This is a genomic window from Oscillibacter sp. (genome assembly GCF_040505565.1).
Taxonomy (GTDB): Bacteria; Bacillota; Clostridia; order Oscillospirales; family Oscillospiraceae; genus Oscillibacter.
Map to the genome: position 1 here is coordinate 44,137 of NZ_JBEUWZ010000023.1, position 26,543 is coordinate 70,679.

General features: G+C 57.7%; 25 protein-coding genes, 1 tRNA gene and 1 riboswitch. Of the genes, 18 read left to right on the plus strand and 8 right to left on the minus strand.

The genetic code is table 11. From position 1 onward, the window contains the following. Positions 1-44 precede the first annotated feature (44 nt). From ABWQ15_RS11865 to ABWQ15_RS11875, 3 genes are read left to right on the plus strand one after another with little or no spacing between them, the layout of a single operon-like run. Complete coding sequence (locus tag ABWQ15_RS11865) at positions 45-416, plus strand: GntR family transcriptional regulator (protein ID WP_353908986.1); 372 nt, start codon at positions 45-47, stop codon at positions 414-416. Next, complete coding sequence (locus ABWQ15_RS11870; RefSeq protein WP_353908987.1) at positions 406-1,263, plus strand: ABC transporter ATP-binding protein; 858 nt, start codon at positions 406-408, stop codon at positions 1,261-1,263. Before ABWQ15_RS11865 ends, ABWQ15_RS11870 begins: the two co-directional genes overlap by 11 nt. Next, the gene (locus tag ABWQ15_RS11875) at positions 1,260-1,982 is read left to right on the plus strand and encodes a hypothetical protein (RefSeq protein WP_353908988.1); all 723 of its coding nucleotides are present in this window, start codon (positions 1,260-1,262) and stop codon (positions 1,980-1,982) included. Before ABWQ15_RS11870 ends, ABWQ15_RS11875 begins: the two co-directional genes overlap by 4 nt. 252 nt (positions 1,983-2,234) lie before the next feature. Here ABWQ15_RS11875 and udk read toward each other — a convergent pair whose 3' ends face one another. After that, positions 2,235-2,852 (minus strand): uridine kinase, encoded by a 618-nt coding sequence (gene udk / locus ABWQ15_RS11880; RefSeq protein ID WP_353908989.1) that lies wholly within the window; start codon positions 2,850-2,852, stop codon positions 2,235-2,237. Positions 2,853-3,067: 215 nt separating this feature from the next. On the opposite strand from udk, the gene ABWQ15_RS11885 reads away from it, so the two are divergent. The 8 genes from ABWQ15_RS11885 to ABWQ15_RS11920 all read left to right on the plus strand — a co-directional run bounded on the left by ABWQ15_RS11885 (position 3,068) and on the right by ABWQ15_RS11920 (position 10,356). Then, positions 3,068-3,994: an Ig-like domain-containing protein gene (locus tag ABWQ15_RS11885; protein ID WP_353908990.1), complete on the plus strand. Its 927-nt coding sequence runs from the start codon at positions 3,068-3,070 to the stop codon at positions 3,992-3,994. A gap of 220 nt (positions 3,995-4,214) precedes the next feature. After that, entirely contained in the window at positions 4,215-4,793 is a 579-nt protein-coding gene (locus tag ABWQ15_RS11890; RefSeq protein WP_353908991.1) for a 2-oxoacid:acceptor oxidoreductase subunit gamma family protein, read from the plus strand. Further along, positions 4,790-5,095: a 4Fe-4S binding protein gene (locus ABWQ15_RS11895; RefSeq protein ID WP_353908992.1), complete on the plus strand. Its 306-nt coding sequence runs from the start codon at positions 4,790-4,792 to the stop codon at positions 5,093-5,095. The genes ABWQ15_RS11890 and ABWQ15_RS11895 overlap by 4 nt, the downstream gene beginning before the upstream one ends. A 15-nt stretch (positions 5,096-5,110) precedes the next feature. After that, positions 5,111-6,289 (plus strand): pyruvate ferredoxin oxidoreductase, encoded by a 1,179-nt coding sequence (porA, locus tag ABWQ15_RS11900; protein WP_353908993.1) that lies wholly within the window; start codon positions 5,111-5,113, stop codon positions 6,287-6,289. Between the two features lie 15 nt (positions 6,290-6,304). Continuing rightward, the gene (locus ABWQ15_RS11905) at positions 6,305-7,237 is read left to right on the plus strand and encodes a thiamine pyrophosphate-dependent enzyme (protein ID WP_353908994.1); all 933 of its coding nucleotides are present in this window, start codon (positions 6,305-6,307) and stop codon (positions 7,235-7,237) included. 373 nt (positions 7,238-7,610) lie between these two features. Continuing rightward, complete coding sequence (locus ABWQ15_RS11910; RefSeq protein ID WP_353908995.1) at positions 7,611-8,240, plus strand: cyclodeaminase/cyclohydrolase family protein; 630 nt, start codon at positions 7,611-7,613, stop codon at positions 8,238-8,240. 13 nt (positions 8,241-8,253) lie between these two features. After that, positions 8,254-9,120 (plus strand): bifunctional 5,10-methylenetetrahydrofolate dehydrogenase/5,10-methenyltetrahydrofolate cyclohydrolase, encoded by an 867-nt coding sequence (locus ABWQ15_RS11915; RefSeq protein ID WP_353908996.1) that lies wholly within the window; start codon positions 8,254-8,256, stop codon positions 9,118-9,120. A 279-nt stretch (positions 9,121-9,399) separates the two neighbouring features. Then, a complete protein-coding gene (locus ABWQ15_RS11920) occupies positions 9,400-10,356 on the plus strand; it encodes a calcium/sodium antiporter (RefSeq protein ID WP_353908997.1) in 957 nt (318 codons plus the stop codon). Between the two features lie 183 nt (positions 10,357-10,539). Here the strand turns inward: ABWQ15_RS11920 and ABWQ15_RS11925 are convergent, their stop codons facing one another. The 4 genes from ABWQ15_RS11925 to dapA all read right to left on the minus strand — a co-directional run bounded on the left by ABWQ15_RS11925 (position 10,540) and on the right by dapA (position 14,509). Continuing rightward, positions 10,540-12,069: a sodium/proline symporter gene (locus ABWQ15_RS11925; protein WP_502919123.1), complete on the minus strand. Its 1,530-nt coding sequence runs from the start codon at positions 12,067-12,069 to the stop codon at positions 10,540-10,542. Positions 12,070-12,210: 141 nt separating this feature from the next. After that, a complete protein-coding gene (dapD, locus tag ABWQ15_RS11930; RefSeq protein WP_353908999.1) occupies positions 12,211-12,906 on the minus strand; it encodes a 2,3,4,5-tetrahydropyridine-2,6-dicarboxylate N-acetyltransferase in 696 nt (231 codons plus the stop codon). Further along, positions 12,903-13,625, minus strand: a complete 723-nt coding sequence (dapB, locus tag ABWQ15_RS11935) for a 4-hydroxy-tetrahydrodipicolinate reductase (protein ID WP_353909000.1) — start codon at positions 13,623-13,625, stop codon at positions 12,903-12,905. Before dapB ends, dapD begins: the two co-directional genes overlap by 4 nt. Then, entirely contained in the window at positions 13,622-14,509 is an 888-nt protein-coding gene (gene dapA / locus ABWQ15_RS11940; RefSeq protein WP_353909001.1) for a 4-hydroxy-tetrahydrodipicolinate synthase, read from the minus strand. The genes dapB and dapA overlap by 4 nt, the downstream gene beginning before the upstream one ends. 110 nt (positions 14,510-14,619) lie before the next feature. Beyond that, positions 14,620-14,785, minus strand: a riboswitch (Lysine riboswitch). Positions 14,786-15,037: 252 nt separating this feature from the next. Here dapA and ABWQ15_RS11945 point away from each other — a divergent pair. The 4 genes from ABWQ15_RS11945 (at position 15,038) to ABWQ15_RS11960 (ending at position 19,622) form a co-directional block, all read left to right on the plus strand. Next, on the plus strand, positions 15,038-15,739 hold the full coding sequence (locus tag ABWQ15_RS11945) for a response regulator transcription factor (protein WP_353909002.1): 702 nt from the start codon (positions 15,038-15,040) through the stop codon (positions 15,737-15,739). Further along, positions 15,721-16,704, plus strand: a complete 984-nt coding sequence (locus ABWQ15_RS11950) for a sensor histidine kinase (protein WP_353909003.1) — start codon at positions 15,721-15,723, stop codon at positions 16,702-16,704. The genes ABWQ15_RS11945 and ABWQ15_RS11950 overlap by 19 nt, the downstream gene beginning before the upstream one ends. Positions 16,705-16,861: 157 nt before the next feature. After that, positions 16,862-17,629: an ABC transporter ATP-binding protein gene (locus ABWQ15_RS11955; RefSeq protein WP_353909004.1), complete on the plus strand. Its 768-nt coding sequence runs from the start codon at positions 16,862-16,864 to the stop codon at positions 17,627-17,629. Then, complete coding sequence (locus ABWQ15_RS11960; protein WP_353909005.1) at positions 17,622-19,622, plus strand: ABC transporter permease; 2,001 nt, start codon at positions 17,622-17,624, stop codon at positions 19,620-19,622. The genes ABWQ15_RS11955 and ABWQ15_RS11960 overlap by 8 nt, the downstream gene beginning before the upstream one ends. 90 nt (positions 19,623-19,712) lie before the next feature. Here ABWQ15_RS11960 and rny read toward each other — a convergent pair whose 3' ends face one another. Together rny and ABWQ15_RS11970 are read right to left on the minus strand one after the other, a co-directional pair. Then, positions 19,713-21,257, minus strand: a complete 1,545-nt coding sequence (rny, locus tag ABWQ15_RS11965) for a ribonuclease Y (RefSeq protein WP_353909011.1) — start codon at positions 21,255-21,257, stop codon at positions 19,713-19,715. 243 nt (positions 21,258-21,500) lie between these two features. Beyond that, complete coding sequence (locus tag ABWQ15_RS11970; RefSeq protein ID WP_353909006.1) at positions 21,501-22,241, minus strand: N-acetylmuramoyl-L-alanine amidase; 741 nt, start codon at positions 22,239-22,241, stop codon at positions 21,501-21,503. 110 nt (positions 22,242-22,351) lie between these two features. On the opposite strand from ABWQ15_RS11970, the gene ABWQ15_RS11975 reads away from it, so the two are divergent. Both ABWQ15_RS11975 and asnS read left to right on the plus strand, forming a co-directional pair. Next, on the plus strand, positions 22,352-23,581 hold the full coding sequence (locus ABWQ15_RS11975; RefSeq protein WP_353909007.1) for a class I SAM-dependent rRNA methyltransferase: 1,230 nt from the start codon (positions 22,352-22,354) through the stop codon (positions 23,579-23,581). 108 nt (positions 23,582-23,689) lie between these two features. Continuing rightward, a complete protein-coding gene (gene asnS, locus ABWQ15_RS11980; RefSeq protein WP_353909008.1) occupies positions 23,690-25,084 on the plus strand; it encodes an asparagine--tRNA ligase in 1,395 nt (464 codons plus the stop codon). A 187-nt stretch (positions 25,085-25,271) separates the two neighbouring features. On the opposite strand, the gene ABWQ15_RS11985 is transcribed toward asnS, so the two are convergent. Then, positions 25,272-25,348: transfer RNA gene (locus ABWQ15_RS11985), tRNA-Arg, on the minus strand. A 346-nt stretch (positions 25,349-25,694) separates the two neighbouring features. On the opposite strand from ABWQ15_RS11985, the gene ymfI reads away from it, so the two are divergent. After that, the gene (ymfI, locus tag ABWQ15_RS11990; RefSeq protein WP_353909009.1) at positions 25,695-26,432 is read left to right on the plus strand and encodes an elongation factor P 5-aminopentanone reductase; all 738 of its coding nucleotides are present in this window, start codon (positions 25,695-25,697) and stop codon (positions 26,430-26,432) included. Positions 26,433-26,543: the final 111 nt, after the last annotated feature.

A 26,543-nucleotide genomic window follows, 5' to 3' on the forward strand; every position in this document is an offset into this window, starting at 1 on the left:
TAATTACTCAACTAATTAACTATAAAACAAGAGGGAGGCGCGCCGTGGAATTCAATGAGGGAAAGCCCATTTTTCTCCAACTGGCGGACCAGCTTGAAGAGGGCATTCTCTCCGGAGCTTATCCGGAGGAGAGCCAGGTACCGTCCATCACGGAGTATTCGGTGACCTATAAAATCAATCCTGCCACCGCGCTGAAGAGCATCAACCTGTTGGTGGACGCGGGACTGCTGTATAAGAAAAGGGGAGTCGGGATGTTTGTTGCGTCCGGCGCGCGGGAAAAGCTGCGCGGACAGCGCAGAGAGCGCTTTTTTGAGGATTTTGTGCAGAGCATGGTGCACGAGGCCCGTCAGCTGGGGCTAACGGAGACGGAACTGGTGCAGTTGGTGGAGAGGGGGTTTGACGGCGATGTCAATTGAGATGAAAAACGTGACAAAGCGCTTCGGACAGGTAGAGGCGCTGCAGGGCGTGTCCGTAACCTTTGAGGACGGGAGAATGTACGGCCTTCTGGGTAACAACGGTGCGGGAAAATCCACGCTGATGAATCTGGTTGCGGGAAGGATATTCCCGTCGGAGGGAGAAATCCGGATCGACGGGGAGCGGACGGATTGCGACAGGGCGCTGGGGAAACTGTTCCTGATGAGCGAGGGCAACCTGTTCCCGGAGGATATGAAGGTGAAGACGGCTCTGGGCCTTGCGGGGGGATTCTATTCCGGCTATGACAAGGCGGAGGCGGAGGCGGAGGCATTGGCGCAGAGATTCGAGCTGAACACAAAAAGTAAGATCAACAAGCTCTCCACCGGATACGGCTCCATTTTTAAGCTAGTGCTGGCTTTGGCCTGCAATGCCCCGTATCTGCTGCTGGACGAACCGGTACTGGGCCTGGATGCCCAACACCGGGAGATGTTCTACAAGCTGCTATTGGAAAAATATGCCGCCAACAGATGTACCGTGATCTTCTCCACCCATCTCATTTACGAGGCGGCCAATCTGGTGGAGCACGCGGTGGTCATCCGCAAGGGCCGGGTCCTGAAGGACGCCCCGGTGGAGGAACTGACCGCGGGAGCGTATGCCGTATCCGGTCCTGCCGCCGCTGTGGACGAATACCTCAGGGATCGGACGGTGCTGAACGAGACCGGCATCGGCGGGCTGAAGACGGCCGCCGTGGAGGGCGAGCCGGGACAGGTTCCGGAGGGCCTTGAGATCACGGGACTGAATTTACAGGACTATTTTATTGCCCTGATGGATAAGGAGGACCGGACATGAAGGCGTTTTGTCGCTACCGTCTGCTGGACGATCTGAAATCTCTGGCGGCTCTGATTGCGGTTTTGCTTCTGGTTCCGCTTCTGCTGAGTATCACGCTTGCCGGATCTTCCGTGACCATGAACGGAACGGGTTCTTTCGTCGGTTCGATCTGGGCTCTTGTAATCGGCATTGTGGTCCCGCGGGGCGACCTGCGGCTGGGAAACCAGTTCGGCCTGAGCCGACGCAGCACCTTCTGGGGCAGCGTCCTCAGCTGTACGGCGGCGTTTGCCGCCGCCTCGACGGTGCTCTCCTTGCTGTCTGCGGTTTTACAGGTGATTTATCCGGGCAGGAACGGCAGAATCGAAATGATGGATATTTACCAGATTGCGTACGGTAGTTCCACCGTCGGCGTCATGCCGGCGTGGGACTATGTCCGGATGGCCTGTATGCTGTTTGCCCTGTGCCTGTGTTTCGGATTTTTGGGAATGCTGTGCACTATGGCCTTCTGGCGGCTGGACAGACTGGGCAAGTGGATTCTGGGCGTGAGCATGGGACTGTTTTTGGGTATTGGACTTCCCAATCTGATCGATCGGTTTTCCCCGTGGCTGGTGCGCCCGGCCCGTATTTTGGCATCCGACCTATGGGCGCTGATTGCGTTTTTGCTGGTCTGGGCGGCGGTGTTCCTGCTGGGGACCTGGCTGCTGGCCCGGAGGGCGACGATTAAACCGGCTGCAAAATAATGGTTACTGAACAGATGCGGCCTCTAAATCGCATCTGCCATAGGGCATCGGCAATTCATTCCCGGATGGGGCGGTTTTCCGCTCTGTCCGGGAACTTTTTTGAAGTTTTTGCGTCTAATTGGTAAGAGAAGTGACGAAACAGGGAGAAGCGCATGGAAAAGCAACTGCTTTCGGTGCAGTCTCCGACCACCTGCGGCGGCGGTCTACCGGTTGGGAAAAGGGGCCGCCCAACAGGCGGCCCCTTCCAATTTTTTAATCCTTGTCGATGTGATTTTGAATGCGCTGCATGATCATCTCCAGCGCCACCAGATTGTGCCCGCCCTCCAATACGACAATATCCGCGTACTTTCGGGAGGGCTCCACATACTGCTCATGCATGGGCTTCACGGTGGTGAGATACTGGTTCACCACGGACTGGAGGCTCCGCCCCCGATCCTCCACATCCCGCAGAACCCGGCGTAGGATGCGCTCGTCCGCGTCGGTTTCCACGAAGATTTTGATATCGAACATATCCCGTAGGACTGGATTTTGAAAAATCAGAATACCCTCCACGATGATGACCTTGGCGGGATGAACGATAACGGTCTGGTCGGTTCGATTATGGTCCTTATAAGAGTATACGGGGCACCGAACAGACTCGCCCCGCTGCAGCGCCTTCAGATGCTCAATCAGCAAATCGGTGTCAAACGCGCTGGGGTGGTCATAGTTCTGCTTTGACCGCTCCTCATAGGTCTTGCCTTCCTGCCGCTTATAGTAGCTGTCGTGGCCGATAATCGTGACATCTTCACCAAAGTGGTCTTTCAGGTGGTGGGTCAGGGTGGTCTTGCCGGAGCCGGTACCTCCCGCCACGCCGATCAGGATCGTATCCATGGAGTCTCTCCCTTTTATACAGGACCTCACGGAGCTCCGCAGGCCGACTGTTTTTAAAATATTATAGAGGCGGTAACGCCTAAAAGCAAGTGGAATCCAGCAAAAAAGACGGAATTCCACAAAATTCGGCGGCGCGGTATTGACTGCACCGTAAAAACTCAGTATTATGTTAAGTAGACAAATAAAAAAACCCGTCATTTTTGAGGAGGATATTTATGGCCATGAAACGGTGCCCAGACTGTGGGGAAAAATATTCCGATACATATAAATACTGCCCTTTCTGCGAGGAGGAAGAAGCCGTGAAGGAGGAGCGCCCCCTCCGCCGCCGAAGCGGTAAGCGTTCGTCCTATCGGAAGGACCCGAGTATTTTAACGTCGTTGCTGGTAATCGTGATTCTGGTGCTGGCGCTGATGCTGGGCTGGTTGTTCTTCGGCGACAGCATCAAGGAGAAGCTTGGCGGCGGGGGTGCGGCTTCGGGCGCTTCGTCGTCTCAGTCCTCCCAATCTCAAAGCAGCGGTTCGTCCGCCGGTTCCTCCGCGTCTTCGTCCGGGAGCGCAGGCTTGCCGGGATCGGGCGATTCTTCCATAGAGCCGAATTCCCCTGCCGGGACCGGAACCGGGACAGGTGAACTGAACGTGGAAGAGGTTGCCGCTCTGCCGAACACATTGACCCTATCGAAGACGGACTTTACGATCCCGGTGGGGGATCCCGCGGTGAAGCTGACGGCCACGGGCGGCAGCGGAACCTATACCTGGTACAGCGAAGATGACGGGATCGCTTCCGTGGATGAAAACGGCACAGTGACGGCCGTTTCCGCCGGTACCATCAATATCTATGCCACCGACGGCACCGGCAAGGGCCTTTGCGTCGTCCGGGTAAAGGGCGGCACCGGGACCGCTGCGGAGCCTTTACCCTCCGGCGGCGAGGTGAAGCTGAACCGGGAGGATATTACCCTTTCCAAGGGCGAGACCTTCCAGCTGAAGAACACCGGGATTACGACCGCGCAGACCTGGTCCAGCAGTAATCCCAACGTGGCCACCGTCAGCGGCAGCGGCACCGTTACCGGCGTGTCCGCCGGGAACGCAACCATTACCATGTCCTACGACGGGAACAGCCTGACCTGCATCGTCCGCGTAAAGTAATTGACGTTTGAAAAGTGCCCTCCGGTTGTACCGGAGGGCACTTTAGCTAATTAGCTAAAAGATGGGTGAATTTTTGTACAAGATTTTGCCGTCAAACATTTTGAACGAATTTTGTGCAACTTGCATAGGTATTGCAAATTAAATTGGATAGGTTTATAATATTTTGCAGTCAGCGCCGCCGGTTTCGACGGCCGAAATAAGAGAGGATGATACAGGACTTATGAAAGACATCGTAGAAATCCGTTGGCATGGACGAGGCGGACAAGGAGCAAAGACGGCGTCGCTGCTGCTGGCCGACGCGGCGTTCAACACGGGCAAGTTCGTCCAGGGCTTCCCGGAGTACGGCCCGGAGCGCATGGGCGCGCCCATCACGGCGTACAACCGCATCAGCTCTGAGCGGAGCACGGTACATTCCAACATCTACTTCCCCGATTACGTGGTGGTGGTGGACGAGACCCTGATCGCGTCCGTGGACGTGACCGCGGGGTTGAAGGAACAAGGGGCTATCGTCATCAACTCCAGCAAGACCCCCGCCGAGCTGCGCCCGAAGCTGAAGGGCTACAAGGGCAAGGTGTGCACCATCGACGCGGGAAAGATCAGCGAGGAGGAGCTGGGCAAAAACTTCCCCAACACCCCCATGCTGGCCGCCATCGTGAAAGTCACCGGCGTCGTGGATGTGGACGATTTCATCAAGGATATGGAGGGCTCCTTCAAACACAAGTTTGCAAGCAAGCCCCAGGTCATTGAGGGCAATATGCGCGCCCTGAAGCGTTCTATGGAGGAGGTACAGGTAGGATGAGCTGGAAAGCGAGCGAGATGACGCCGGATGTCAAGTGGCAGGATATCACTCCCGGCTGTAATATTTTCGAGGGCGGCACGTCCTGCACCGTTGAAACCGGCGACTGGCGGACCATGAAGCCGGTGCTGGACGCGGACAAGTGCAAGCAGTGCCTGCTGTGCGTTCCCGTGTGCCCGGATATGTCCATTCCCGTGAAGGACGGCAAACGCGGGGATTTCAATTACTTCTTCTGCAAGGGCTGCGGAATCTGCGCCAACGCGTGTCCCTTCGGGGCCATCACGATGGTCAAGGACGAGAAATAAGGAGGGACGAAAAAAATGGGCATTCGAGAAAGACTATCCGGCAACGAGGCCGTTGCCTTCGCCATGAAGCAGATCAACCCCGACGTCATGGGCGCGTTCCCCATCACCCCGTCCACTGAGATTCCCCAGTACTTCTCTACATACGTGGATAACGGGCAGGTGGACACGGAGTTCATCCCCGTGGAATCCGAGCACTCCGCCATGTCCACCTGCATCGGCGCGCAGGCCGCCGGCTGCCGCGCGATTTCCGCCACCAGCTCCTGCGGCCTTTGCTACATGACCGAGATGCTGTACGTGGCGGCATCCGATCGCCTGCCTATCACGCTGGCGGTGAGCTGCCGCGCCCTCTCCGGCCCCATCAACATCAACAACGACCACTCTGACGCCATGGGCGTGCGGGACGCCGGCTGGCTGATGCTGTTTGCCGAGACCAATCAGGAGGCGTACGACAACTACCTCCAGGCCATGCGCATTGGCGAGGCCGTGGGTCTTCCCATCATGGTGTGCCAGGACGGCTTTATCACCTCCCACGCCATTGAGAACATCGAGCTGGTGGAAGACGAGAAGGTCAAGGCGTTCGTGGGCGAGTACAAGCCCACGCACTATCTGCTGAACAAGGACGAACCTATGGCCGTGGGCGCTTACGCCACCCCCGTGTACTACATGGAGGCCAAGCGTCAGCAGGCCCAGGCCATGATGGACGCTAAGGAAGTCATCAAGAAGGTGGGCGCGGAGTTCGGCCAGATGACCGGCCGGTCCTACGGAATGATCGAGACCTACGAGATGAACGACGCCGAGGAGGCCATTGTTATCATTGGGTCTTCCGCCGGCACCGCCAAGGAGGCCGTGAACGAGCTGCGCTCGCAGGGCAGGAAGGTGGGTCTCATCAAGGTCCGCTCCTTCCGTCCCTTCCCGGCCGAGGAGATCTGCGAGGCGCTGAAGAACGTGAAATCCTTTGCCGTGATGGACAAGGACGACAGCTTCAACGGCCACTGCGGCCCCATGTACGCCGAGGTCACCGCATCCCTGTACGCCGCAGGTATCAGTGCCCCCAAGGGCATCAGCTATATCTACGGTTTGGGCGGCCGGGACGTGCGGGTGGAGAGCATCCAGCGCGTCTTTGCCGAGCTGGGCGAAATCGCCAAGACCGGCGTCACGGGCGAGACCTACCGCTATCTGGACGTGCGGGAATAAGGAGGGAGAACAGTCATGAGCTACAATCTGAAAGAAGAACTGCAAAAGGAAGACCGCCTCAGCGGCGGCCACAGAATGTGCGCGGGCTGCGGCTCCCCCATCGCGGTGCGAACGGTGCTGCGCGCGCTGAACCCGGAGGACCACGCGGTGGTCTGCTCCGCCACCAGCTGCCTGGAGGTGTCCACGTTCATGTACCCCTACACCGCGTGGAAGGACAGCTTTATCCACAACGCGTTTGAGAACGCGGGCGCGACGATGTCCGGCGTGGAGACGGCGTACAAGGCCATGAAGAAGCGGGGCAAGATCGACGAGACGTGGAAGTTCATCGCCTTCGGCGGCGACGGCGGCACGTACGACATCGGGTTCCAGTCCCTCTCCGGCGCCATGGAGCGGGGCCACGACATGGTGTATGTGTGCTACGACAACGAGGCGTACATGAACACCGGCATCCAGCGCTCCTCCTCCACGCCCCACTTTGCCGACACCACCACCACGCCCGCGGGCAGCGTGATTCCCGGCAAGCTCCAGCAGAAGAAGAACCTGACGAAGATCATGGTGGCCCACGGCATCCCCTACGTCGCCCAGACCACCTTCATCGGCAACTTCTCCGACCTTTCCACCAAGGCTCACAAGGCCATCTATACCCCCGGCGCGGCTTTCCTGAACGTGATGGCGCCCTGCCCCCGGGGCTGGCGCTATCCCAGTGAAAAGCTGCTGGAAGTGACCAAGGCGGCGGTGGAGACCTGCGTGTGGCCGCTGTACGAAGTCGTCGAGGGCAAGTACATCCTCTCCTATAAGCCCAAGAACAAGCTGCCCGTGGAGGCCTACCTCAAGATGCAGGGGCGCTTCGCCCACATGTTCAAGCCCGGCAACGAGTGGATGATTGAGCAGGTCCAGAAGGAAGTCGACAAAAACTGGGAGGAACTCCTCAAGCTCTGCGGCGAATAATTTGCCCTGTCCCCGACTGAAAGAAATGAAAGAGCCGCCCGATGGAGAGATCCATCGGGCGGTCTTCTTTAGGTTTTATCCGCCCATCTGCTTTAAATGCTATCCACAGCGGACTGCCAGATGGAAAATTCCTAGTAGGTTCTCTTAAAATGAGTTGACGGCTTTGGCGGGGGGCTTTATACTGAAATCACTATTGTGCAGGGCATGGATACGGCCTTTGGCATATGCCTGCTTGCATAATTTTTGCCATCCTGCACAAACATTCAGGCAGTAGCCTGTCTGCGCAATTTCTGTGCAATCTGATAAGAAGCGGGCGGTGCAATCATTGACCGGGACTGTGCGCTGCTGCTTGACTAAAATGGAGGATTTGCTCATGGCTGAGAAACTGATCGATCAAACCTGCGAGGGGTTCGTATCTCTCCTGGCATCCAAGGCTCCGATCCCCGGTGGCGGCGGCGCGGCGGCGCTGGTTGGCGCGCTGGGAGCCGCCCTTTGTTCCATGGCGGGAAATCTGACGCTGGGGCGGAAGAAATACGCCGCAGTGGAACCGGATATCCGCGCTTTGCTTGAAAAAGGAGAAAGGGTGCAGGCCCGGCTGATGGAGCTGGTGGACGCGGATGCGGCGGCGTTTGAACCGCTGTCAAGGGCCTATTCCATTCCCAAAGACGACCCCGGCCGGGAGGCTGTTCTGGAGGAGGCCACGAAGAAAGCCTGCGCCGCGCCCATGGAGATGCTGGAGCAGTGCGCTCGGGCGGTGGAGCTGCTGGAGGAAATGCTGGAAAAGGGCAGCGTCATGCTGGTGTCCGACGTGGGCTGTGGAGCGGTGTGCTGCAAGGCGGCCATGGAGTGCGCCTCGCTGAACGTATATATTAATACAAAAATGCTGAAAGACCGCGTCGTGGCGGAGGCGCTGGAGCGCCGAACCGACGAACTTTTGAACGAATATGGCGCGCGGGCGTCGAAGATTGCGGCGGCGGTGACGGCCCAATTGCGTGAAGGATGAGAGGGGAGCGAAAATGGCGACGATTTTAAGCGGGAAAGAAGTTGCCGCGAGTCTGAGTGAACGGCTGGCGGCGCAGATGCGGACTTTGGAGCAAAAGGGTGTGACGCCTGTGCTGGCGATCCTGCGGGTGGGGGAGCGGCAGGACGATCTCGCCTATGAGCGGGGCGCGGTGAAGCGGTGCGAAAAGCTGGGCGTGGAGGCCCGAAGGCTGACGCTTCCCGCAAGCTGCTCCCAGGCGGAGCTGATGGACGCGATCCGGAGTGTCAACGAGGACGAGAGCATCCACGGCTGCCTGATGCTGCGGCCTCTGCCCGCGGGACTGGATGAACATGCGGCCTGCGAGGCGCTGCGCCCCGAAAAGGATGTGGACTGCATAACCAGCGGATCTCTGGCCCGCGTGTTTACGGGAAAGGGAGCGGGGTATCCGCCCTGCACCGCGCAGGCGTGCGTGGAGATTCTGGACCACTACCACTGTGGTTTGGATGGGCGGAGGGCCGTTGTGGTGGGCCGGAGTCTGGTGATCGGAAAGCCTGTGGCAATGCTGCTGCTGGCGCGGAACGCCACCGTTACCATCTGCCATACCCACACGCGGAATCTAGCGGAGGAGTGCCAAAAGGCGGACGTGCTGATCGTGGCCGCCGGAAAGGCCGGGGCCGTGGACGGCAGATGCATTTCCCAGGGCCAGGTGGTTATTGATGTGGGTATCCATGTGGATGCGGATGGGACCATGTGCGGCGATGTGGACTTTTCCAGTGTGGAGCCTTTGGCGGGGGCTGTCACGCCGGTCCCGGGCGGCGTGGGAACGGTCACTTCCACCGTGCTTGTGGGACATGTAATCGAGGCTGCGGCCAAGGCTGCGGGGATTGAATCGAACGTATAGCCTTGTATCGGTTAAAAAAGTAAAGAAAGACAAAATAGGTCCTTCGGCGTATACGCCAAAGGACTCATTTTGTTATAATATCTATAATAGCTAGGAACAGCATACTTCCGGTACATTGTACCACGGAGCAATCACAATAGACGGGCGGGACTGTGGCAGCCAATGGGAACATCTCTGATCCGGTGTGGAATTTCCAATTGTATTTTGTCCCAAGTCCGCATATCCTGATAGACGAGTCCCCTGTGAAAATAAGCGGGATAAAAAGGAGTGAAGCACGCCGTGAATTTGGCTGTGGTAATTTTCTTGTTTTTACTGGGCTTGCTGCTGATTGTCAAGGGCGGAGACTGGTTCCTGGACGGTGCTGTGTGGATTGCGGAGGCCTCCGGAATCCCGCGGTTTATCGTGGGTGCCACGGTGGTGTCCGTCGCAACGACGCTGCCGGAGTTGACGGTATCCGTTACCGGTGTGCTGGAGGGAGAGATCGATCTGGCCGTCGGCAACGCGGTGGGCTCTGTTACCGCCAATATCGGCCTGATTTTGGGCATCTCCGTGCTTTGTATGCCCTCAGCCGTCAACCGCGGGCAGTTTACGCTCAAGGCGGTGCTGATGCTCTGCGGCGCGGTGCTGCTGACCATCCTGTGTCAGGACGGAAGTCTGCCGTTGTTCTCCGGGCTGCTGCTGTTTGCAATTTTTGCCCTGTACCTTGGGAACAACATCTACGATGCCAAAATGAGCATGGCGGCGGACCGGGACGGCGGACTTCGCCGCCACGCGGCTTCCCATCGGAAGATGGCTTCAAAGCTGGGCATGTTTGCTATGGGTCTGACCGGCATTATTATTGGGTCCCAGCTGTTGATTGACTATGGAAGTGCGCTGGCTCTCAAGCTGGGTGTTCCCGCCAGCATTATCGGCGTGACACTGGTAGCGGTGGGGACGTCCCTTCCGGAGTTGGTGACCACACTGACCGCCATCGCAAAAAAAGAGGCGTCTATGTCCATCGGAAACATCGTGGGGGCCAATGTGATTGACCTGACCATGATTCTGCCGGTGTGTTCCGCCGTTTCCGGCGGAAGCCTTGCCATCGGGCGTCAGACGATCGAACTGGATCTGCCCGCCTGTCTGGTGGTGGGAGCCGTTTCCATGCTGCCGCCGCTGGTTACGGGACGGTTCTACCGCTGGCAGGGATTTGCGCTGCTGGGACTGTATGTCGGCTATTTGGCGCTTTTGATGACGTAAAGGTCCCGAAACAGATGGCTATATGGGATAAGCCTCACCTGCTGCCTCCCCATTCCATAATTTAAAATGCGGAGCATCGCTTTTTGCGATGCTCCGCATTTTTCTGAAAAGCAAGAATTAATATCCCGAGGATAAACCTTTTGACGTCTGCCATGCAAGACAAAAGGTTTGAAGAAATCAGTATCACATGGCCTTTACAGAGTTAAAAGTGTTGACAATCTCTTTTTTAGGCGGGGCCGTAGCAAGGCTGACGGCGACAATGAATACACAGGCCACTAGAAATGCCGGCAACAGTTCATAGATGTTCCACGCGCCGCCGAGGGGCCGGATCAGGTATTTCCAAACAAAAATCATCACGCCGCCGGAAATCATACCCGCCAACGCACCCTGCCAGTTGGTACGCTTCCAGAACAGGCCAAACAAAACCACGGGACCAAACGCCGCGCCAAAGCCCGCCCACGCGAAGGACACGATGGCGAACACCGAGCTGCTGGGGTTCCGGGCCAGAAGCATGCCGGCCAAGGCAATCGTGATCAGCGTCAACCGGGCGGCGGTGACCTTCTTTTTCTCGTCCATCTTCACATGGAAGCATTCGGTCATCAGGTTCTGGGATACGCTGGAGGCCGCCGCCAGAAGCTGGGAATCGGCGGTGGACATGGTACTGGCCAGAATGCCTGCCAGTACCACGCCGGCAAGCAGGGCCGGTACAATACCGTGGGTGGACAGTAGCCCGGCTAGCCGTACGATTACGGTCTCGGAGGTGGAGCCCTCCAGGAATCCGATGCCACCCGCCTTTGTGACGCCGTAGCCCACGATGCCGATGAAGACGGCCACCGCCATGGAAATCACCACCCACACGGTGGCGACCCGGCGGCTGAGAGACAACTTCCGCTCGTCCTCAATCGCCATGAACCGCAGCAGAATGTGGGGCATTCCGAAGTATCCCAATCCCCAGGCCGTGGTGGAGATAATGGTTATTATTCCATAGGGACTGGCGGAATTTTCCGCCATGTTGTGAGAGAAAGCCATGCTCAGATATCCGGGGAGCGCCCGGGCGTTGTCCATCACCGCATCCAGTCCGCCCGCGGCGTAAATGCCAAACAGGACCATGATGAACAGGGCAATGGTCATAATGATACTCTGAATCAGGTCGGTGGTGGAAGCGGCCAGAAATCCGCCCATCGAGGTATATGCCACGATGACAAAGCCGGAAACAATCATGGCAGCCACATAATTAACACCGAAGAGGCTGTTAAACAGCTTTCCGCAGGCGGCAAAGCCGGAGGCGGTGTAGGGGATGAAGAAGATCAGGATCACCACGGCGGAGACCCCTGTCAGAATGCGCTTTTCATCTCCGAAGCGCTTGGAAAAGAACTCGGGAATGGTGATGGCGCCGAGCTGCTGTGTATACAGCCGTATGCGCCGGGCCACGATCAGCCAGTTGAGATAGGTGCCCACCGCCAGACCGATGGCGGTCCAGCCCGCGTCGGCCACGCCGGAGAGGTATGCAAGACCGGGAAGTCCCATAAGCAGCCAGCTGCTCATGTCAGATGCCTCGGCGCTCATGGCTGTTACCATCGGCCCCAGCTTGCGGCCACCCAAGTAAAAATCGTCTGTGGTCCGGTTCTTTCTGGAACAAGCTGCGCCGATTCCCAGCATCGCAATCAAGTAGATGAGAATCGAAATGACTATGCAAATATTAGCTGAATTCAGCATATCTACGCTCTCCTTTACTTATTACTGCAAAACAGTGTACCATGGTTTCCTTAAAAAGGCAATAGAACTCTGTATAAAAACAATTTCTATACAGAGTTCTATCGAATTTTAAAAATTTAAAAAGTCCGCAGGTTGCCGTCACAGCTTACGCAGCGCGTCAATCAGAGCGGTTTTGCTCTCCGTCTTCTCATCTTTCATTTTAACGACCCTCGCGGGGCACCCAGCGACGACGGCATTTTCCGGTACGTCTTCCACCACCACGGCGCCGGCGGCCACCACGGCGTTTTTACCCACATGGACGCCCTCAATCACCACAGCGTTGGCACCCACCAGCACGTTGTCCTCAACGATGACCGGCGTTGCGGATGCAGGCTCTACCACGCCCGCCAGAACCGCTCCGGCTCCAATGTGGCAGTGGGCACCCACCGTAGCCCGACCGCCCAGCACCGCGCCCATGTCGATCATGCTGCCCGGACCGACGATGGCTCCGATATTGATGATCGCCCCCATCATGATGACGGCACCCTCGCCGATTTCCACCCTTTCCCGGATGATGGAGCCCGGCTCAATGCGGGCCGTGACGCCCTTTGTGTCCAGCAGCGGCACGCCGGAATTCCGGCGGTCGTTCTCCACCACAAGGTCGGCAATTTTGCCTCTGTTCCGTTCCAGAACGGGACTCAACTCAGCCCAGTCGCCGAAAACGGTGTAGCTTCCATTGGAGCCAAAGACCTTGGCGGAGCCGAAGTCCACCGGGCCAGTGGTGTTGACATAAACCTTTACCGGGGTCTTTTTCTCAGAATTTGCGATATAATTGATGATCTCCTGTGCGTTCATGCTCTCTCTCCAAATAAAAGATTTTGCAGGTCATAGAAGCCCCTGGGCCTTCCTGCCAGCAGCCGCGCCGCGTAGAGCGCGCCGCTGACAAAGATCTGGCGGCTGGCGGCCCGATGTGTGATCTCCAACTCCTCGTCCAGACCAAAAAAGTGGACCGAGTGGGTTCCTGCAACGGTGCCACCCCGCAGGGCATGGATGCCGATCTCCTTTTTTGCCCGCTTGCCGGTGTTGCCCTCCCGACCGTAGACCGGGGTGTATTCCCCGGCGGGATCGATGGCTGAGAGCAGCAGCTTCGCCGTGCCGCTGGGGGCGTCGGCCTTCTGATTGTGGTGCGTTTCTTCAATCTCAATATCGAACTCAGGCTTCAGCGTGTCGGAAATCTGGGACAATACCCGCTGAAATACCGCAATGCCCAAAGAGTAGTTGGCCGCGTACAGCACCGGGGCACAGTCTCCAAGCGCGCGGACCCGATCCAGCTGCTCCGGCGTGTAGCCAGTGGTTCCGGACAACAGCGGCGTACCGGTGCGGCGGATATAGGCGCTCACGGCGTCCAGCGTCTCGGGACGTGAAAAGTCGATGACCATGTCCGCTGCCGGGAGAGAGGAGAGCTGGCCCAGATTGTCGCGGCTCAGAGCGGCGAGTACCTCGTCGCCCTGCTCCGCCGCGCTTTGCTCCAGCAGCTTTCCCATTTTTCCGTGGCCAATCAGTATGAGCTTCACAGTAGGCCCGCTTCCCGCATGGTGGCTTCCAGCTTATGCTTTGCGTCGTCGCTCATCTCATAAAGGGGCAGGCGCATGGGTCCCACGTTCAGACCTATCAGGTTCATGGCGGTCTTTACGGGGATGGGGTTGACCTCCAGAAACAGATCGTTCATTAGATGCAAGTACCGCAGGTGTTCCGACACGGCTTTCTTCTGGTCGCCGGTCAGAAATTCCCGGACGATTTCGTGGCACACCTTCGGCATCACGTTGGCGTACACGGAGATGACGCCGCTGCCGCCGATGCTCATGAGAGGGATGGTGATGTCGTCGTTGCCGGAGTAAAGCGCGAAGTCCGGCCCGATGCAGTGGGCGATCTTCATGGCATAGGCGACGTCTCCTGAAGCCTCCTTAATGGCGGCGATGTGGGGGTGCGGGGCAAGGCGCTCCACCACGGATACGGGAATGGAACAGCCGGTGCGGCCCGGAACATTGTAAAGGATGCAGGGAATATCCACGGCGTCGGCCACGTCGGCAAAGTGGTGATACATGCCCTCGGCGTTGGCCTTGTTATAGTAAGGGGTGATCAGAAGCAGTGCATCCGCGCCCATGGACTGATAAAGCTTGGCGCTTTGCATTTGCGTAGCGGTGCAGTTGGAGCCGCTGCCCACCACCACCGGTACCCGACCGTTCACCACCTTCAGTGTGTGTTCCACTATGGCGGCGTCCTCCTCGTGAGTCATAGTAGAAGACTCGCCGGTGGTGCCAAGGGCCAGGATGGCGTCCGTACCGCTGGCGATCTGCCGCTCCAAAAGCTGGGTCAGGACCTCAAAATTAACGCTTCCGTCGTCCTTGAACGGAGTGACCATGGCGACGATAGAACCCTGTACATGTTCGAATTTCATAGTGTTTCCTCCATACGTTTATTTGTGGCGTGCAACAAAAAAATCGGTAGAGAAAACGCTCTCTACCGACAATCGCTCCCACACAAATGTACGATGTGCGGAGTTTCCTGTGAGCAGATAGCGCCCCCGCAGTTTCCCGCGGACAGTCCCGGAGATGTTCTCCCCGGCCCCACCAAAACGGCATACCTGCCGTTCCAGTTCGGCGAAATCGCTTCCGCTGCGTTCATTGCCTGTCGGCTTGCGCAGCGTCGTCTCATTCGCACCTCTATCTTGTGAACATATCATATCACCTTTGTTTCCCGGATTCAAGAGTGTTTTTTGGGCTGAAATGGAAAAAATCCACAGAATTTGGCGCGTGGAGGGCCAAGAAGTGAGGCGTTGCGCAAAAAATGGAAATGGAATATAATGTCCGCTGAGCAGATGAATTTTTACGAAGCGAATTTAGCCAAAAGAGTAACGCATTGTTATTCTGCCACTTTAGGAGCATGGATATGCTGTGGGAAGGCAAGAGCGGGGAGGAACGGAATTTTGAACGGCTGCCGCATTCTGATCGTGGAGGATGACCCGGTGATCGCCGGGGCCATGGAGGCGCATCTTCAAAGTTGGGGCTATCGGATGACCCGGGTAAGGGATTTTCAGAACGTGATGGAGGAATTCGCCCACGCGGCGCCGCAGTTGGTGCTGCTGGATGTGTCTCTCCCGTTTTTCAATGGCTACCACTGGTGTGCAGAGATCCGAAAGGTCTCTCAGGTCCCCATCCTGTTCATCTCCTCCGCAGGAGACAACATGAACCAGATCATGGCTATGAATATGGGCGGAGACGATTTCCTGGCAAAGCCCTTCGACCTGAACGTCCTCTCCGCCAAGGTCCAGGCGCTGCTGCGCCGCGCCTATGATTTCAGCGGACCCGCCCAGTTGCTGCCCTGCGGCGAGGCGGTGCTGAATGTGTCCGACGGGACGCTGACCGCCGGGGCGGAGAAACTGGAGCTGACCCGCAACGAGCTGAAAATTCTGCAGATGCTTCTGGAGAACCGGGGCCGGATTGTCAGCAGGGAGAGTTTGATGACCCGCCTGTGGGAATCCGATGCGTTTGTGGACGAGAACACCCTGACGGTAAATGTTACCCGTCTGCGCAAAAAGCTGGCGGAGGCGGGCCTTGGAAACCTGATTCACACAAAAAAGGGCGCGGGCTATCTGGTGGAGGGTTCAACATGCTGCTGCAATACCTGAGACGGCAGTATAAGCTGCTGCTCTTTCTGGCGGCGTCCGCCGCTATTTTTGCCGCGGTGCTGTCACTGTATGCATACCCGGCCGAAGCGGTGGGATATGCGGCGCTGCTTTGCATCGTGCTGGGCCTTATTTTCTTTGCTGTGGGCTACGCCGGATTTCTTCGCCGCCATCGGGAACTGGAGCGGCTGAGAGAATCCGTCCATGAAGCGGTGCTGCCTTTGCCACCCGCCCGCAGCACGCTGGAGGCGGATTATCAGGCGCTTTTGAACGCCGTGTGCGTTCACCGTGCCAAACTTCTGACGCAGAGTGAGAATAAGCGCCAGGACCTGTTGGACTACTATACCCTCTGGGTTCATCAGATCAAGACCCCCATCGCGGCCAGCCGCCTTTTGCTTCAGTCCGGCGGAGAGACTGACCGGGAGGCGCTGTCGGCGGAGCTGCTGAAGATTGAGGAGTATGTGAAAATGGTTCTGGGTTATCTCCGTCTGGACAGCGACTCCACAGACTATGTTCTGCGCCGCTGCGCGCTGGATGACGTTATCCGGGCCAGCCTGCGCCGGTATGCGCGGCTATTCATTCTGAAAAAGCTGACGCTGGAATTCCACGAGACGCACCGAGTACTCCTGACAGACGAAAAATGGCTGGAATTTGTGGTGGGGCAACTTCTTTCCAACGCCGTCAAATATACCCCCGAGGGCGGCAGCGTCCGCATCTACCCAGACGGCGAGACGCTGGCCATCGCGGACTCCGGCATCGGTATCCGGTCCGAGGACCTGCCCCGTGTGTTTGAAAAGGGCTTTACCGGTTATAACGGCCGGGAGGACCGAAAGGCCACGGGGATCGGACTGTATCTGTGCAAGCGGGTTTTGACGAATCTGGGGCAGGGAATCACCATTGTGTCCCGGCCCGGACAGGGAACCATCGTGCGCTTGCTGCTGCACGACGGGCGGCAGGTGGAGGAGTGAGTTTCCCGCCCCTGAGACGAGGGAAGCGGCGGTTTTCTGTCCGGGGAGAAGACCAAACCTTACAAAATTGTAAGCTTCGAGGGGAAATTGTAAGCCAATTCGATGGCTCCCCCACCAAATTTTTGCTAGGATGGGAGCATCAAAAGGAGGAATTTACATGTCGCTTCTGGAAGTATCCCATCTCCAAAAAATCTACACCACCCGCTTTGGCGGTAATCAGGTCGAGGCTCTGAAAAATGTCAGCTTCTCCGTGGAACCGGGGGAGTATGTGGCCATCATGGGTGAGTCCGGCTCCGGAAAGACCACACTTTTGAATATTCTGGCGGCTCTGGACAAACCCACCTCCGGCCAGGTGCTGCTGGGCGGTAAAGACATCTGCGAGATCAAAGAGCGGGACATGGCTACCTTCCGCCGCACGAATCTGGGTTTTGTATTTCAGGATTTCAATCTGCTGGACACATTTTCCCTGCAGGATAATATTTTCCTTCCGCTGGTTTTGGCGGGGCAGGAGTTCAAGGAGATGGAGAAGGCCTTGAAGCCCTTGGCGGAGCAGCTGGGGATTTTGGACATTTTAAGCAAGTACCCCTATGAGGTCTCCGGCGGACAGAAGCAGCGCTGCGCCGTGGCCCGCGCGCTCATCACAAATCCCCAAATCGTTCTGGCGGACGAACCCACCGGTGCGCTGGACTCCCGGGCCTCCGACCGGCTGCTGGATCTGTTTGGAGACATCAACGCGGGCGGTCAGACGGTTTTAATGGTGACGCACTCCGTCAAGGCCGCCAGCCATGCCCAACGGGTCCTGTTTTTACGGGACGGGGAGGTGTACCATCAGCTCTATCGGGGCGAGAATACGCAGGAGCAGCAGTTTGGCCGCATCTCCGACACGCTGACGGTGCTGGCGCAAGGCGGTGAGGCAAATGAATAAGAGGCGGTTCTACCCCCGGATGGCCCTGGTCAATCTGGCCAGAAACGGGCAGTTTTACCTTCCCTACCTGCTGACCGTCATGGGGACGGCGGCGGCCTATTATATCGTGAGGGCGCTGATGTACACACCCGATCTGCCAAACAGCACCAGGTACGCCTACCTCACCATGTTCATGTCCATAGGCACCTTTGTCATCGCTGTTTTCGCGGTCATCTTTCTGACCTATACTAACAGTTTCCTGATGAAACGGCGCAAACGGGAGCTGGGGCTTTATAACATTCTTGGTATGGGCAAGCGGCACATTGCCATTGTTCTGGGCTTCGAGATGGTCTACACCGCCGCCGCGGGCATCTTGGGCGGCGTGCTTCTGGGAATGCTGTTGCATAAGCTGGCGGTGCTCCTGCTGTGCCGTATGATGCGGATGGACATTGTGTACGGCTTCTTTATCTCCGGAACCGCCATCGCGGAGACGGCGGTGCTGTTTGGTGCGATCTTGCTGTTCAACCTGCTGATAAACCTCCACCGCATCCGTATCCAGAACCCCATGGAGCTGCTGCGGGAGAGCAGCGCCGGGGAACGGGAGCCGAAGACCCGGATCGTGACGGCGGTTATTGGTGTCGTGGCGCTGGGGGCGGGGTATGCCATTGCCGTCACCACCCGCTCCGCCATGACAGCGCTGGCAATGTACTTTGTCGCGGTGTTTCTGGTCATCATCGGGACCTACTGCGTGTTTACCGGCGTCAGCATCGCGGTGCTGAAAGCTCTGCGAGCCAACAAAAAATTCTATTATAAAACCGACCACTTCATTGGCGTTTCCGGTATGCTTTACCGCATGAAACGCAACGCCGTGGGCCTTGCCAACATCTGCATACTCTCCACCATGGTGCTGGTAATGGTCTCCGGCACGCTGTCGCTGTATCTGGGCAGCGAGTCGGCGCTGGACGAACAGTTTGCCGGGAATCTGCGGGCGGAGGTCAGGTACGACCCGACGGAGGATAAGCCGTTTGATGCGGAGGCATTTTCCAGCGCAGTGACCGAACAGCTGGAAGCAAAGAGAATCCCCGCTGCTCCTGTGGCGGACTACCGCTATCTCACCTTTAACGTAGATGAGAGCGGAGGCGCGCTGGAGGTGAAGAAATACCTTTCCGGGGCTTCCAGCATGGTCTGCGCCATGGCCCCGGCGGATTACGCCGCCGTCACCGGCGCGGAGGCGCCAACCCTTACAGACGGGCAGATGCTGCTGTTTTTGAATGGCGCGGGGCAGAGCAGGAATTTAACCTTCCGCTTCTCCCACGCCGACGATCTGACGCTGACGGCAGTGGAGCCCAGCCCGCAGTACCCCGTTCCCCGGGCATTTCAGTCCTCGGCGGTGGATGTTCTTTATGCGGTGGTATCCGACGGAACACTCCGCGCCCTGTATGAGGGTCAGCGGGCCGAACTGGGCGAAGATGCGGAGCAAATGCAGTGGAGCGGCTTTTGGAATGCGGACGAGAGTGCCGTCCAGCCCGACGATCTGGAGCAGACGCTGGACTTCACCGGAACCGGAAGCTGGTCACAGCTGGACTTTGAAACCCGGGACAGCTTCGGCGGGCAATACTATTCCGTCAACGGCGGCTTTTTCTTCCTGGGCGTGTTTCTTGGGACTATTTTCCTGATGGCTGCGGTCCTCATCATTTATTACAAGCAGATTTCCGAGGGCTATGAGGACCGGGAGCGGTATCTGGTCATGCAGAAGGTGGGCATGGAGCCAAAGACTGTCCGCAGGTCGATCAATTCCCAACTGCTGGTAGTGTTTTTCGCGCCGCTGGCAGTGGCGGCCATTCATGTGGCATTTGATTTCAGCCTGATGACGCGGCTGCTGACACTGTTCTCACTGCACAATGGGTCATTGGTGCTGCTGTGTACCGGGGGAACACTGGCCGTGTTCGCGGTGATTTATGCATTGGTCTACCGCGCCACAGCAAGGGCGTATTACAAGTTGGTCAGAGCCTGACGCGTCGGTCTCCTGAAGCAGGGGTTCTGCCCCGTGTGCGGAATATAAACTGAGAAAACCCCCGGCCGCTTGGCCGGGGGTTTTTTAATATTATTTTGCGTATTCGACCACTTTTGTCTCTCGAATAAGATGAACCTTGATCTGTCCGGGATATTCCATCTCTTCCTCGATCTTCTTGGCCAGATCTCTCGCAAGAATCACCATTTCATCCTCAGAGACCATTTCCGGCTTCACCATCACGCGGACCTCGCGCCCTGCCTGAATGGCATAGGCTTTGTCAACGCCGGGATAGCTGCCGGTGATCTCCTCGAGCTGCTGGAGACGCTTGATGTAGTTCTCCAGATTCTCGCGCCGGGCGCCGGGCCGGGCTGCGGAGATCGCGTCTGCCGCCTGCACGAGACAGGCAACGACGGTACGGGGCTCCACGTCGTTGTGATGGGCTTCAATGGCGTGGATAATCTCGTCCTTCTCCTTGTACTTCCGGGCAAATTCCACGCCCAGCTGTACATGGGTGCCCTCCATCTCGTGGTCCACGGATTTGCCGAGGTCATGGAGCAGACCCGCCCGCTTGGCGGTCTGGGCATCCGCGCCCAACTCCGTGGCCATCATGCCGGCGATGTGGCTGACCTCGATGGAGTGCTGCAAAACATTTTGACCGTAGCTGGTGCGGTAATGGAGACGGCCCAGCATCTTCACAAGCTCCGGGTGCAGGTTCCGCACACCGGTCTCAAACACGGCGCGCTCGCCCTCGGACTTGATGACGGCGTCCACTTCCCGACGGGCCTTTTCCACCATCTCCTCAATGTGGGTGGGGTGGATGCGGCCATCGGCGATAAGCTTTTCCAGCGCCAGCCGGGCAACTTCGCGGCGGACCGGCTCAAAGCAGGAGACGGTGATGGCTTCCGGCGTATCATCGATGATGAGGTCCACGCCGGTAAGTGTCTCAATGGTGCGGATGTTGCGGCCCTCGCGGCCGATAATGCGGCCCTTCATTTCGTCGTTGGGCAGGGGCACGACGCTGACGGTCATTTCCGCCACGGAGTCCGCCGCACAGCGCTGGATGGCCTGCGCCACCACTTCGCGGGCGCGGTTGTCGCTCTCTTCCTTCATGCGGGACTCTACCTCTTTGATCTTAAGGGCGGTCTCGTGGGTCACTTCGCTCTCCACCTGAGCAATCAGATAGTTCTTGGCTTCGTCTGCGGTAAAGCCGGAGATACGCTCCAGCTGTTCCGTCTGACTGCGCTTGATGGTCTGGATCTCCTCGGTCTCTTTGTCCAGCTGCTGGTGCTTCTGGGCCAGGGCGTCTTCTTTTTTCTCAATGGTCTCAGTCTTGCGGTCAATGTTTTCTTCCTTCTGCTGCAGGCGGTTTTCCTGCCGCTGAAGTTCGGACCGGCGCTCTTTGACTTCCTTCTCATACTCGCTGCGGTTTTTCAGGATCTCCTCTTTTGCTTCCAACAGGGCTTCTTTCTTCTTGGTTTCTGCGTTTTTAATCGCCTCGTTGATAATGCGCTTTCCTTCTTCTTCGGCGCTTGAGATTTCCCTTTCAGACACGTTTTTCCGGTAGCGAATACCGAGAGGGAAGCAAACCGCGCTGCCGACCGCCAGCCCAATCAGGGCTGCAAGGATGGTCTGCATCACAATGGTTTACCTCCTGAATTTTACGGTATTTTATGCGAGGAAATTTGGAAAAATCAGCGGCCAAATGACGGCCGATAAGAATCCTTTTCTAGTTTAATCGTTTGCTGCCGTTGTGTCAAGAAAAAATGTATAAACATTTAACAAAGAAACGTTTTTCACTTGGCAAATTTTGAAGCGGACGCCCAAACAGGGCGTCCGCTTCCGGACCGGGGCGGCGCCGCCCAAATCTGCGGGACTGTCCTAGACGTTAATATAGGCTGCGGCCGCATAACCCAGCTGATCTCCGTACCGCACGGTATACCAGCCCTGCCACTCGCCGTAGACCGTCACCGAGGCGCCGTTGGGAAGGTTGGCGATGACTGTTCCCTGAGGGGAGGGGTAGCTGCGCAGGTTCAGTGTGCCGTAAGACACGTGGACCTTCCCTGTGCGAGGACCGGATGGATAGATGAAGGGCAGACCGAAAAACTCCGTCAGTGCCCGGACCAGCTGCTGGGCGATGGAGTCCATATGGCTCTCCACCCAGGTGGCGTCGGCGTAGTTGTCGTGGTAGCCGATCTCCACCAGTACCGAAGGGGCCTTGGGCTGGCGGACCTCGCCAAGGGTGGTGATGGCCTGCGTCTGCACTTTGTTGGGCAGCGGGTAGATCTGCCGCAGATTGTCCGCGATCAGCTCCGCACCCCGCTGGCCCTCCGTGCTGCCGGGATAGTAAAATGCAATGATGCCTCGGGTGGCGCTGGCTTCCCCCTGACCGGAGGCGTTGGAGTGCAGGGCCAGATGAAAGTCATAATTCCCCTGATTGGACTGCCGGATGGAGCTGGCGGCGGTCATTTCGGGGGTATTTCGTTGGTAAGCAATGGCATTGGAATTGAGATACGGGATCATGTGGTCGGCCAGAAGGTTCATGTTGTACTCTTCGGAGCCGCTGCCGGTGATATAGGGGTTTGCCTCCTGAGTGGAGGGACTGAGGTAAATAGTGGGCATGACAAGGCCTCCGTTTCGCGCAGATTTCTCCTTCTGATATATGGTATTTTCGAGAAAAATGTGCTACACTCAGAAACGAAATGCGGAAAACAGGAAATGAGGAAGCGTTTATGAAAACGGAGCGAATTTTTCCCCGGGCGACCATTACACCGAAAGCGGAGGCCGCCCTTCTCAGAGGCCATCCCTGGGTTTACGATGCGGAGATCACTGCGCTGGACCGTGTGCCGGAAAACGGTGCGCTGGTGGATGTGGTCAGCAAAAAAGACCGATATCTGGGAACTGGGCTTTACTCAGAAAAGTCTAAAATCCGCCTTCGGCTTATTTCCCGTAACGCAAACGATACGTTCGATGGCGCATTCTGGGAGCGGAAGCTCCGCTGGGCCTGGGAGTACCGCAAGGCGGTGTTGCGACCGGAGGATCTGAAATGCTGCCGTCTTATCTTCGGGGAGGCGGACGGCTTTCCCGGCCTGACGGTGGATCGGTTCGGCCCGATTTTGTCTGTTCAGGTGCTTTCCGTCGGAATGGAGCTCAGGAAGGAACTGCTGCTTCCACTTCTGGCTGAAATATTGCGCGGGGACGGGCAGGAGATTTCCGGAATCTACGAGCGCAACGACGCGGCCCTCCGGGCGAAGGAGGGGCTGGCGCAGTACAAGGGCTGGTTTCCCCTGCCGGGGGAGACGCCGCCGGAGCGCGCCATGACGGAAATTGTGGAAAACGGGATCCGGTATCTGGTGGATGTGGAAAACGGCCAGAAGACCGGCTTTTTTCTGGACCAGAAGTTCAACCGTCAGGCGGTGGCGCGGTTGGCGAAGGATCGGACGGTGCTGGACTGCTTTACCCATACCGGCTCTTTCGCTCTGAACGCCGCTATGGGCGGCGCGGCTCATGTGACCGCCGTGGACGTGTCGGAGTCGGCGGTGGAGCTGGCGCGGGATAACGTCCGCCGCAACGGTCTTGAAAGCACAGTGGAATGCGTCTGCGCCAACGTGTTTGACCTGCTGCCGGAGCTTGAAAAGCAGCCCCAGCGGTACGATTTTATTATTCTGGACCCGCCGGCGTTCACGAAATCCCGCGCCACGGTGGCCAATGCCATCACCGGCTATAAAGAGATCAACTACCGGGCTATGAAGCTGCTGCCCCGGGGTGGGTATCTGGCCACCTGCTCCTGCTCCCACTTTGCAACGGAGGAAAAATTTATCGCCATGCTGGAAAGCGCCGCCCGTGATGCGGGGGTGCAGCTGCGGCAGATCGAGGCAAGGCAGCAGGCGCCGGACCATCCCATCTTGTGGGGCGTGGAAGAGACCAGCTATCTGAAATTTTATCTGTTCCAGGTGATTTGACCCTGGAAACGGACGATTCCTCTTGTAAAGCGGCAAAAGAACGAATATAATAGACCATATTGTGCGCAGAATGACTGTACCAAAAACAAATAAACGGGTGAACGAAAAATGAGTATGACAAAAATCGCGGCGATTTTCGCCGACAGCGAAGTCTATTCCGGCAGGGAGGTCACCGTGGGCGGCTGGGCCCGTACCATCCGGGATATGAAGAACTTTGGCTTCGTGGAGCTGAACGACGGCTCCTGCTTCAAAAATTTGCAGGTAGTTTTGGACGCGAACGATCTGGTGAACTATGCCGGGATCGTATCTCAGAACGTAGGAGCGGCGCTGGTGGTCACCGGCACGGTGGTACTGACTCCCGACGCCAAGCAGCCTTTGGAGCTGAAAGCCGCGAAGGTCGAGGTGGAGGGAACCTCCACCCCCGATTATCCCCTTCAGAAAAAGCGCCACAGCGCGGAGTTTCTCCGCACGATCCAGCATCTGCGGCCCCGGACGAATCTGTTTTCCGCCACCTTCCGGGTGCGGAGCGTTGCGGCCTATGCCATCCATGAGTTTTTCCAGAGCCGGGGCTTCGTCTATGTGCATACCCCCATCATCACCGCCAGCGACTGCGAGGGCGCCGGCGAGATGTTCCGGGTCACCACGCTGGACGTGGAGAATCCGCCCCGCACCGAGGACGGCAAGGTGGACTATTCTCAGGACTTTTTCGGAAAGCCTGCGAATCTGACGGTCTCCGGCCAGCTGAACGCGGAGAACTTCGCCATGGCTTTCGGTGATGTGTATACGTTTGGCCCGACTTTCCGGGCGGAGAACTCCAACACCCAGCGCCATGCCGCCGAGTTTTGGATGATCGAGCCGGAGATGGCCTTCACCGACCTCAAGGGCGACATGGACGTGGCGGAGGCTATGATCAAGTTCGTCATCAAGCGCACCATGGAGCGCTGCCCCGATGAGATGGACTTTTTCAACGATTTTGTGGACAAGGGTCTGAAGGAACGGTTGGAGCACGTGGCATCCTCCGACTTTGGCCGGGTGACCTACACCGAGGCTGTGGAGATCCTGAAGCAGCATAACGACCGGTTTGACTATCAGGTGGAGTGGGGGATCGACCTTCAGACGGAGCACGAGCGGTTCCTGACGGAGCAGGTTTTCAAGAAGCCCGTGTTTGTCACGGACTATCCCAAGGAGATCAAGGCGTTCTATATGCGCATGAACGACGACGGAAAGACCGTCGCCGCGGCGGACTGTCTGGTTCCCGGGATCGGCGAGATTATCGGCGGCAGCCAGCGCGAGGAGCGGTTGGAGCTGTTGGAGGGCCGCATCAAGGAACTGGGCATGGACCCGAAGGATTACTGGTGGTACTGTGACCTCCGGCGGTACGGCTCCTGCAAGCACGCGGGCTTCGGCCTTGGATTTGAGCGGATGGTGATGTATCTCACGGGCGTGAGCAACATCCGGGACGTGCTGCCCCATCCCCGCACGGTGGGAAGCGCGGATTTCTAAAAAAATACAAAGAGCAGCCGGCGGCGGGGATGTTCAGGTGCGGTCTACGGATATCCGTCAGGCGGAATTGACACAACGAAACAAGCGGTACTTGGACATTCGTCCTGGTACCGCTTGCTTTTCTTCGGAGGCATTTCGAGGAAAAAACGCCGGAAAGCCTTTAATCAGGCTTCCCGGCGTTTTGCTCTGGCGTCCCCGAGCGGATTTGAACCGCTGGCCTTCCGCTTAGGAGGCGGACGCTCTATCCAGCTGAGCTACGGAGACGTATAAATTCTGCATCTGAGATTGTTCCGCGAGGCGACGGAGGCGTTCTGCTCATGGAGAGCGGATATGTCCAACCGGTCGACAAGTGCGGCAGGCAAAATTAGAACCAAGTGCTATTGTACCTGTTTTCCATCCCGCTGTCAATTCAAAAGCATAACATCTTTGGCGACCCTGGCGCTCCGGCAGCGCACGATATTTTGCCGGTCCCGACTTCGGATGCCTGCGCATAAAGCGAGGGACAGATAAAGGGATGAGGGTTGGTTGCAGTTTCAGAAAAAAGTACTTATAATAATGGCAACAAAAACCAGACCCGGCTGTCAGACGGGCGGGGAAAAGGAGCAAACGAATGAGAAGAGTGGCGCTGGTTACCGGCGGAGGCCGAGGAATTGGGAGGGCGATCGTCCGAAAGCTGGCGGAACAGGGGTGCGATGTCGCCGTCAACTACCATCAAAGCCGCGCCGCGGCGGAGGAACTGGCAAATGAGCTGCGGCAGGCGGGTCACAACGCTGCCGCGTTTCAGGCGGACACGGCGGAGCCGGAGGCGGTGAAGGCTATGTTTCGCGGAGTAGAGGCCGCGCTGGGGCCGGTGGAGGTGTTGGTGAACAACGCCGGAATCGCCCTGAACAACGGGTTGTTTCAGGACGTGGACGACGAAACGTGGAACCGTGCCTTTGCCGTGAACGTTGGCGGAATGCGCAACACGATACGTTCGGCGCTGCCCCACATGCTGCATGAAAAACGGGGGAGCATTGTCAATATCTCCTCGATCTGGGGCCTGCGGGGTGCTTCCTGCGAGGTGGCCTATGCCTGCACAAAGGCTGCTGTGGTGGGGCTGACCCGCTCTCTGGCGCTGGAGCTGGCACCGTCCCATATTCGGGTAAACGCAGTGGCCCCCGGCTGTATCGACACGGACATGGTCCGCTCTCTGGGTCGGGAGACGATGGATGATCTGGCCGCACAGACGCCTCTTGGCCGACTGGGGACACCGGAGGATATCGCGGCGGCGGCGGCATTTCTGGCGGGGGAGGAGGCCTCCTTTATTACCGGACAGATCTTGACCGTGGACGGGGGATTTGTCGGCTGAGGCTGAGGGCAAAAATTGCAGCCGAGGCCGAGCCCTTCCGCGTGGAAAGGACTCGGCCTCGGTGGAGTTTCTTTTTTTGTACCAATATAGAAGCCCCGTCCGGCTGCAAAG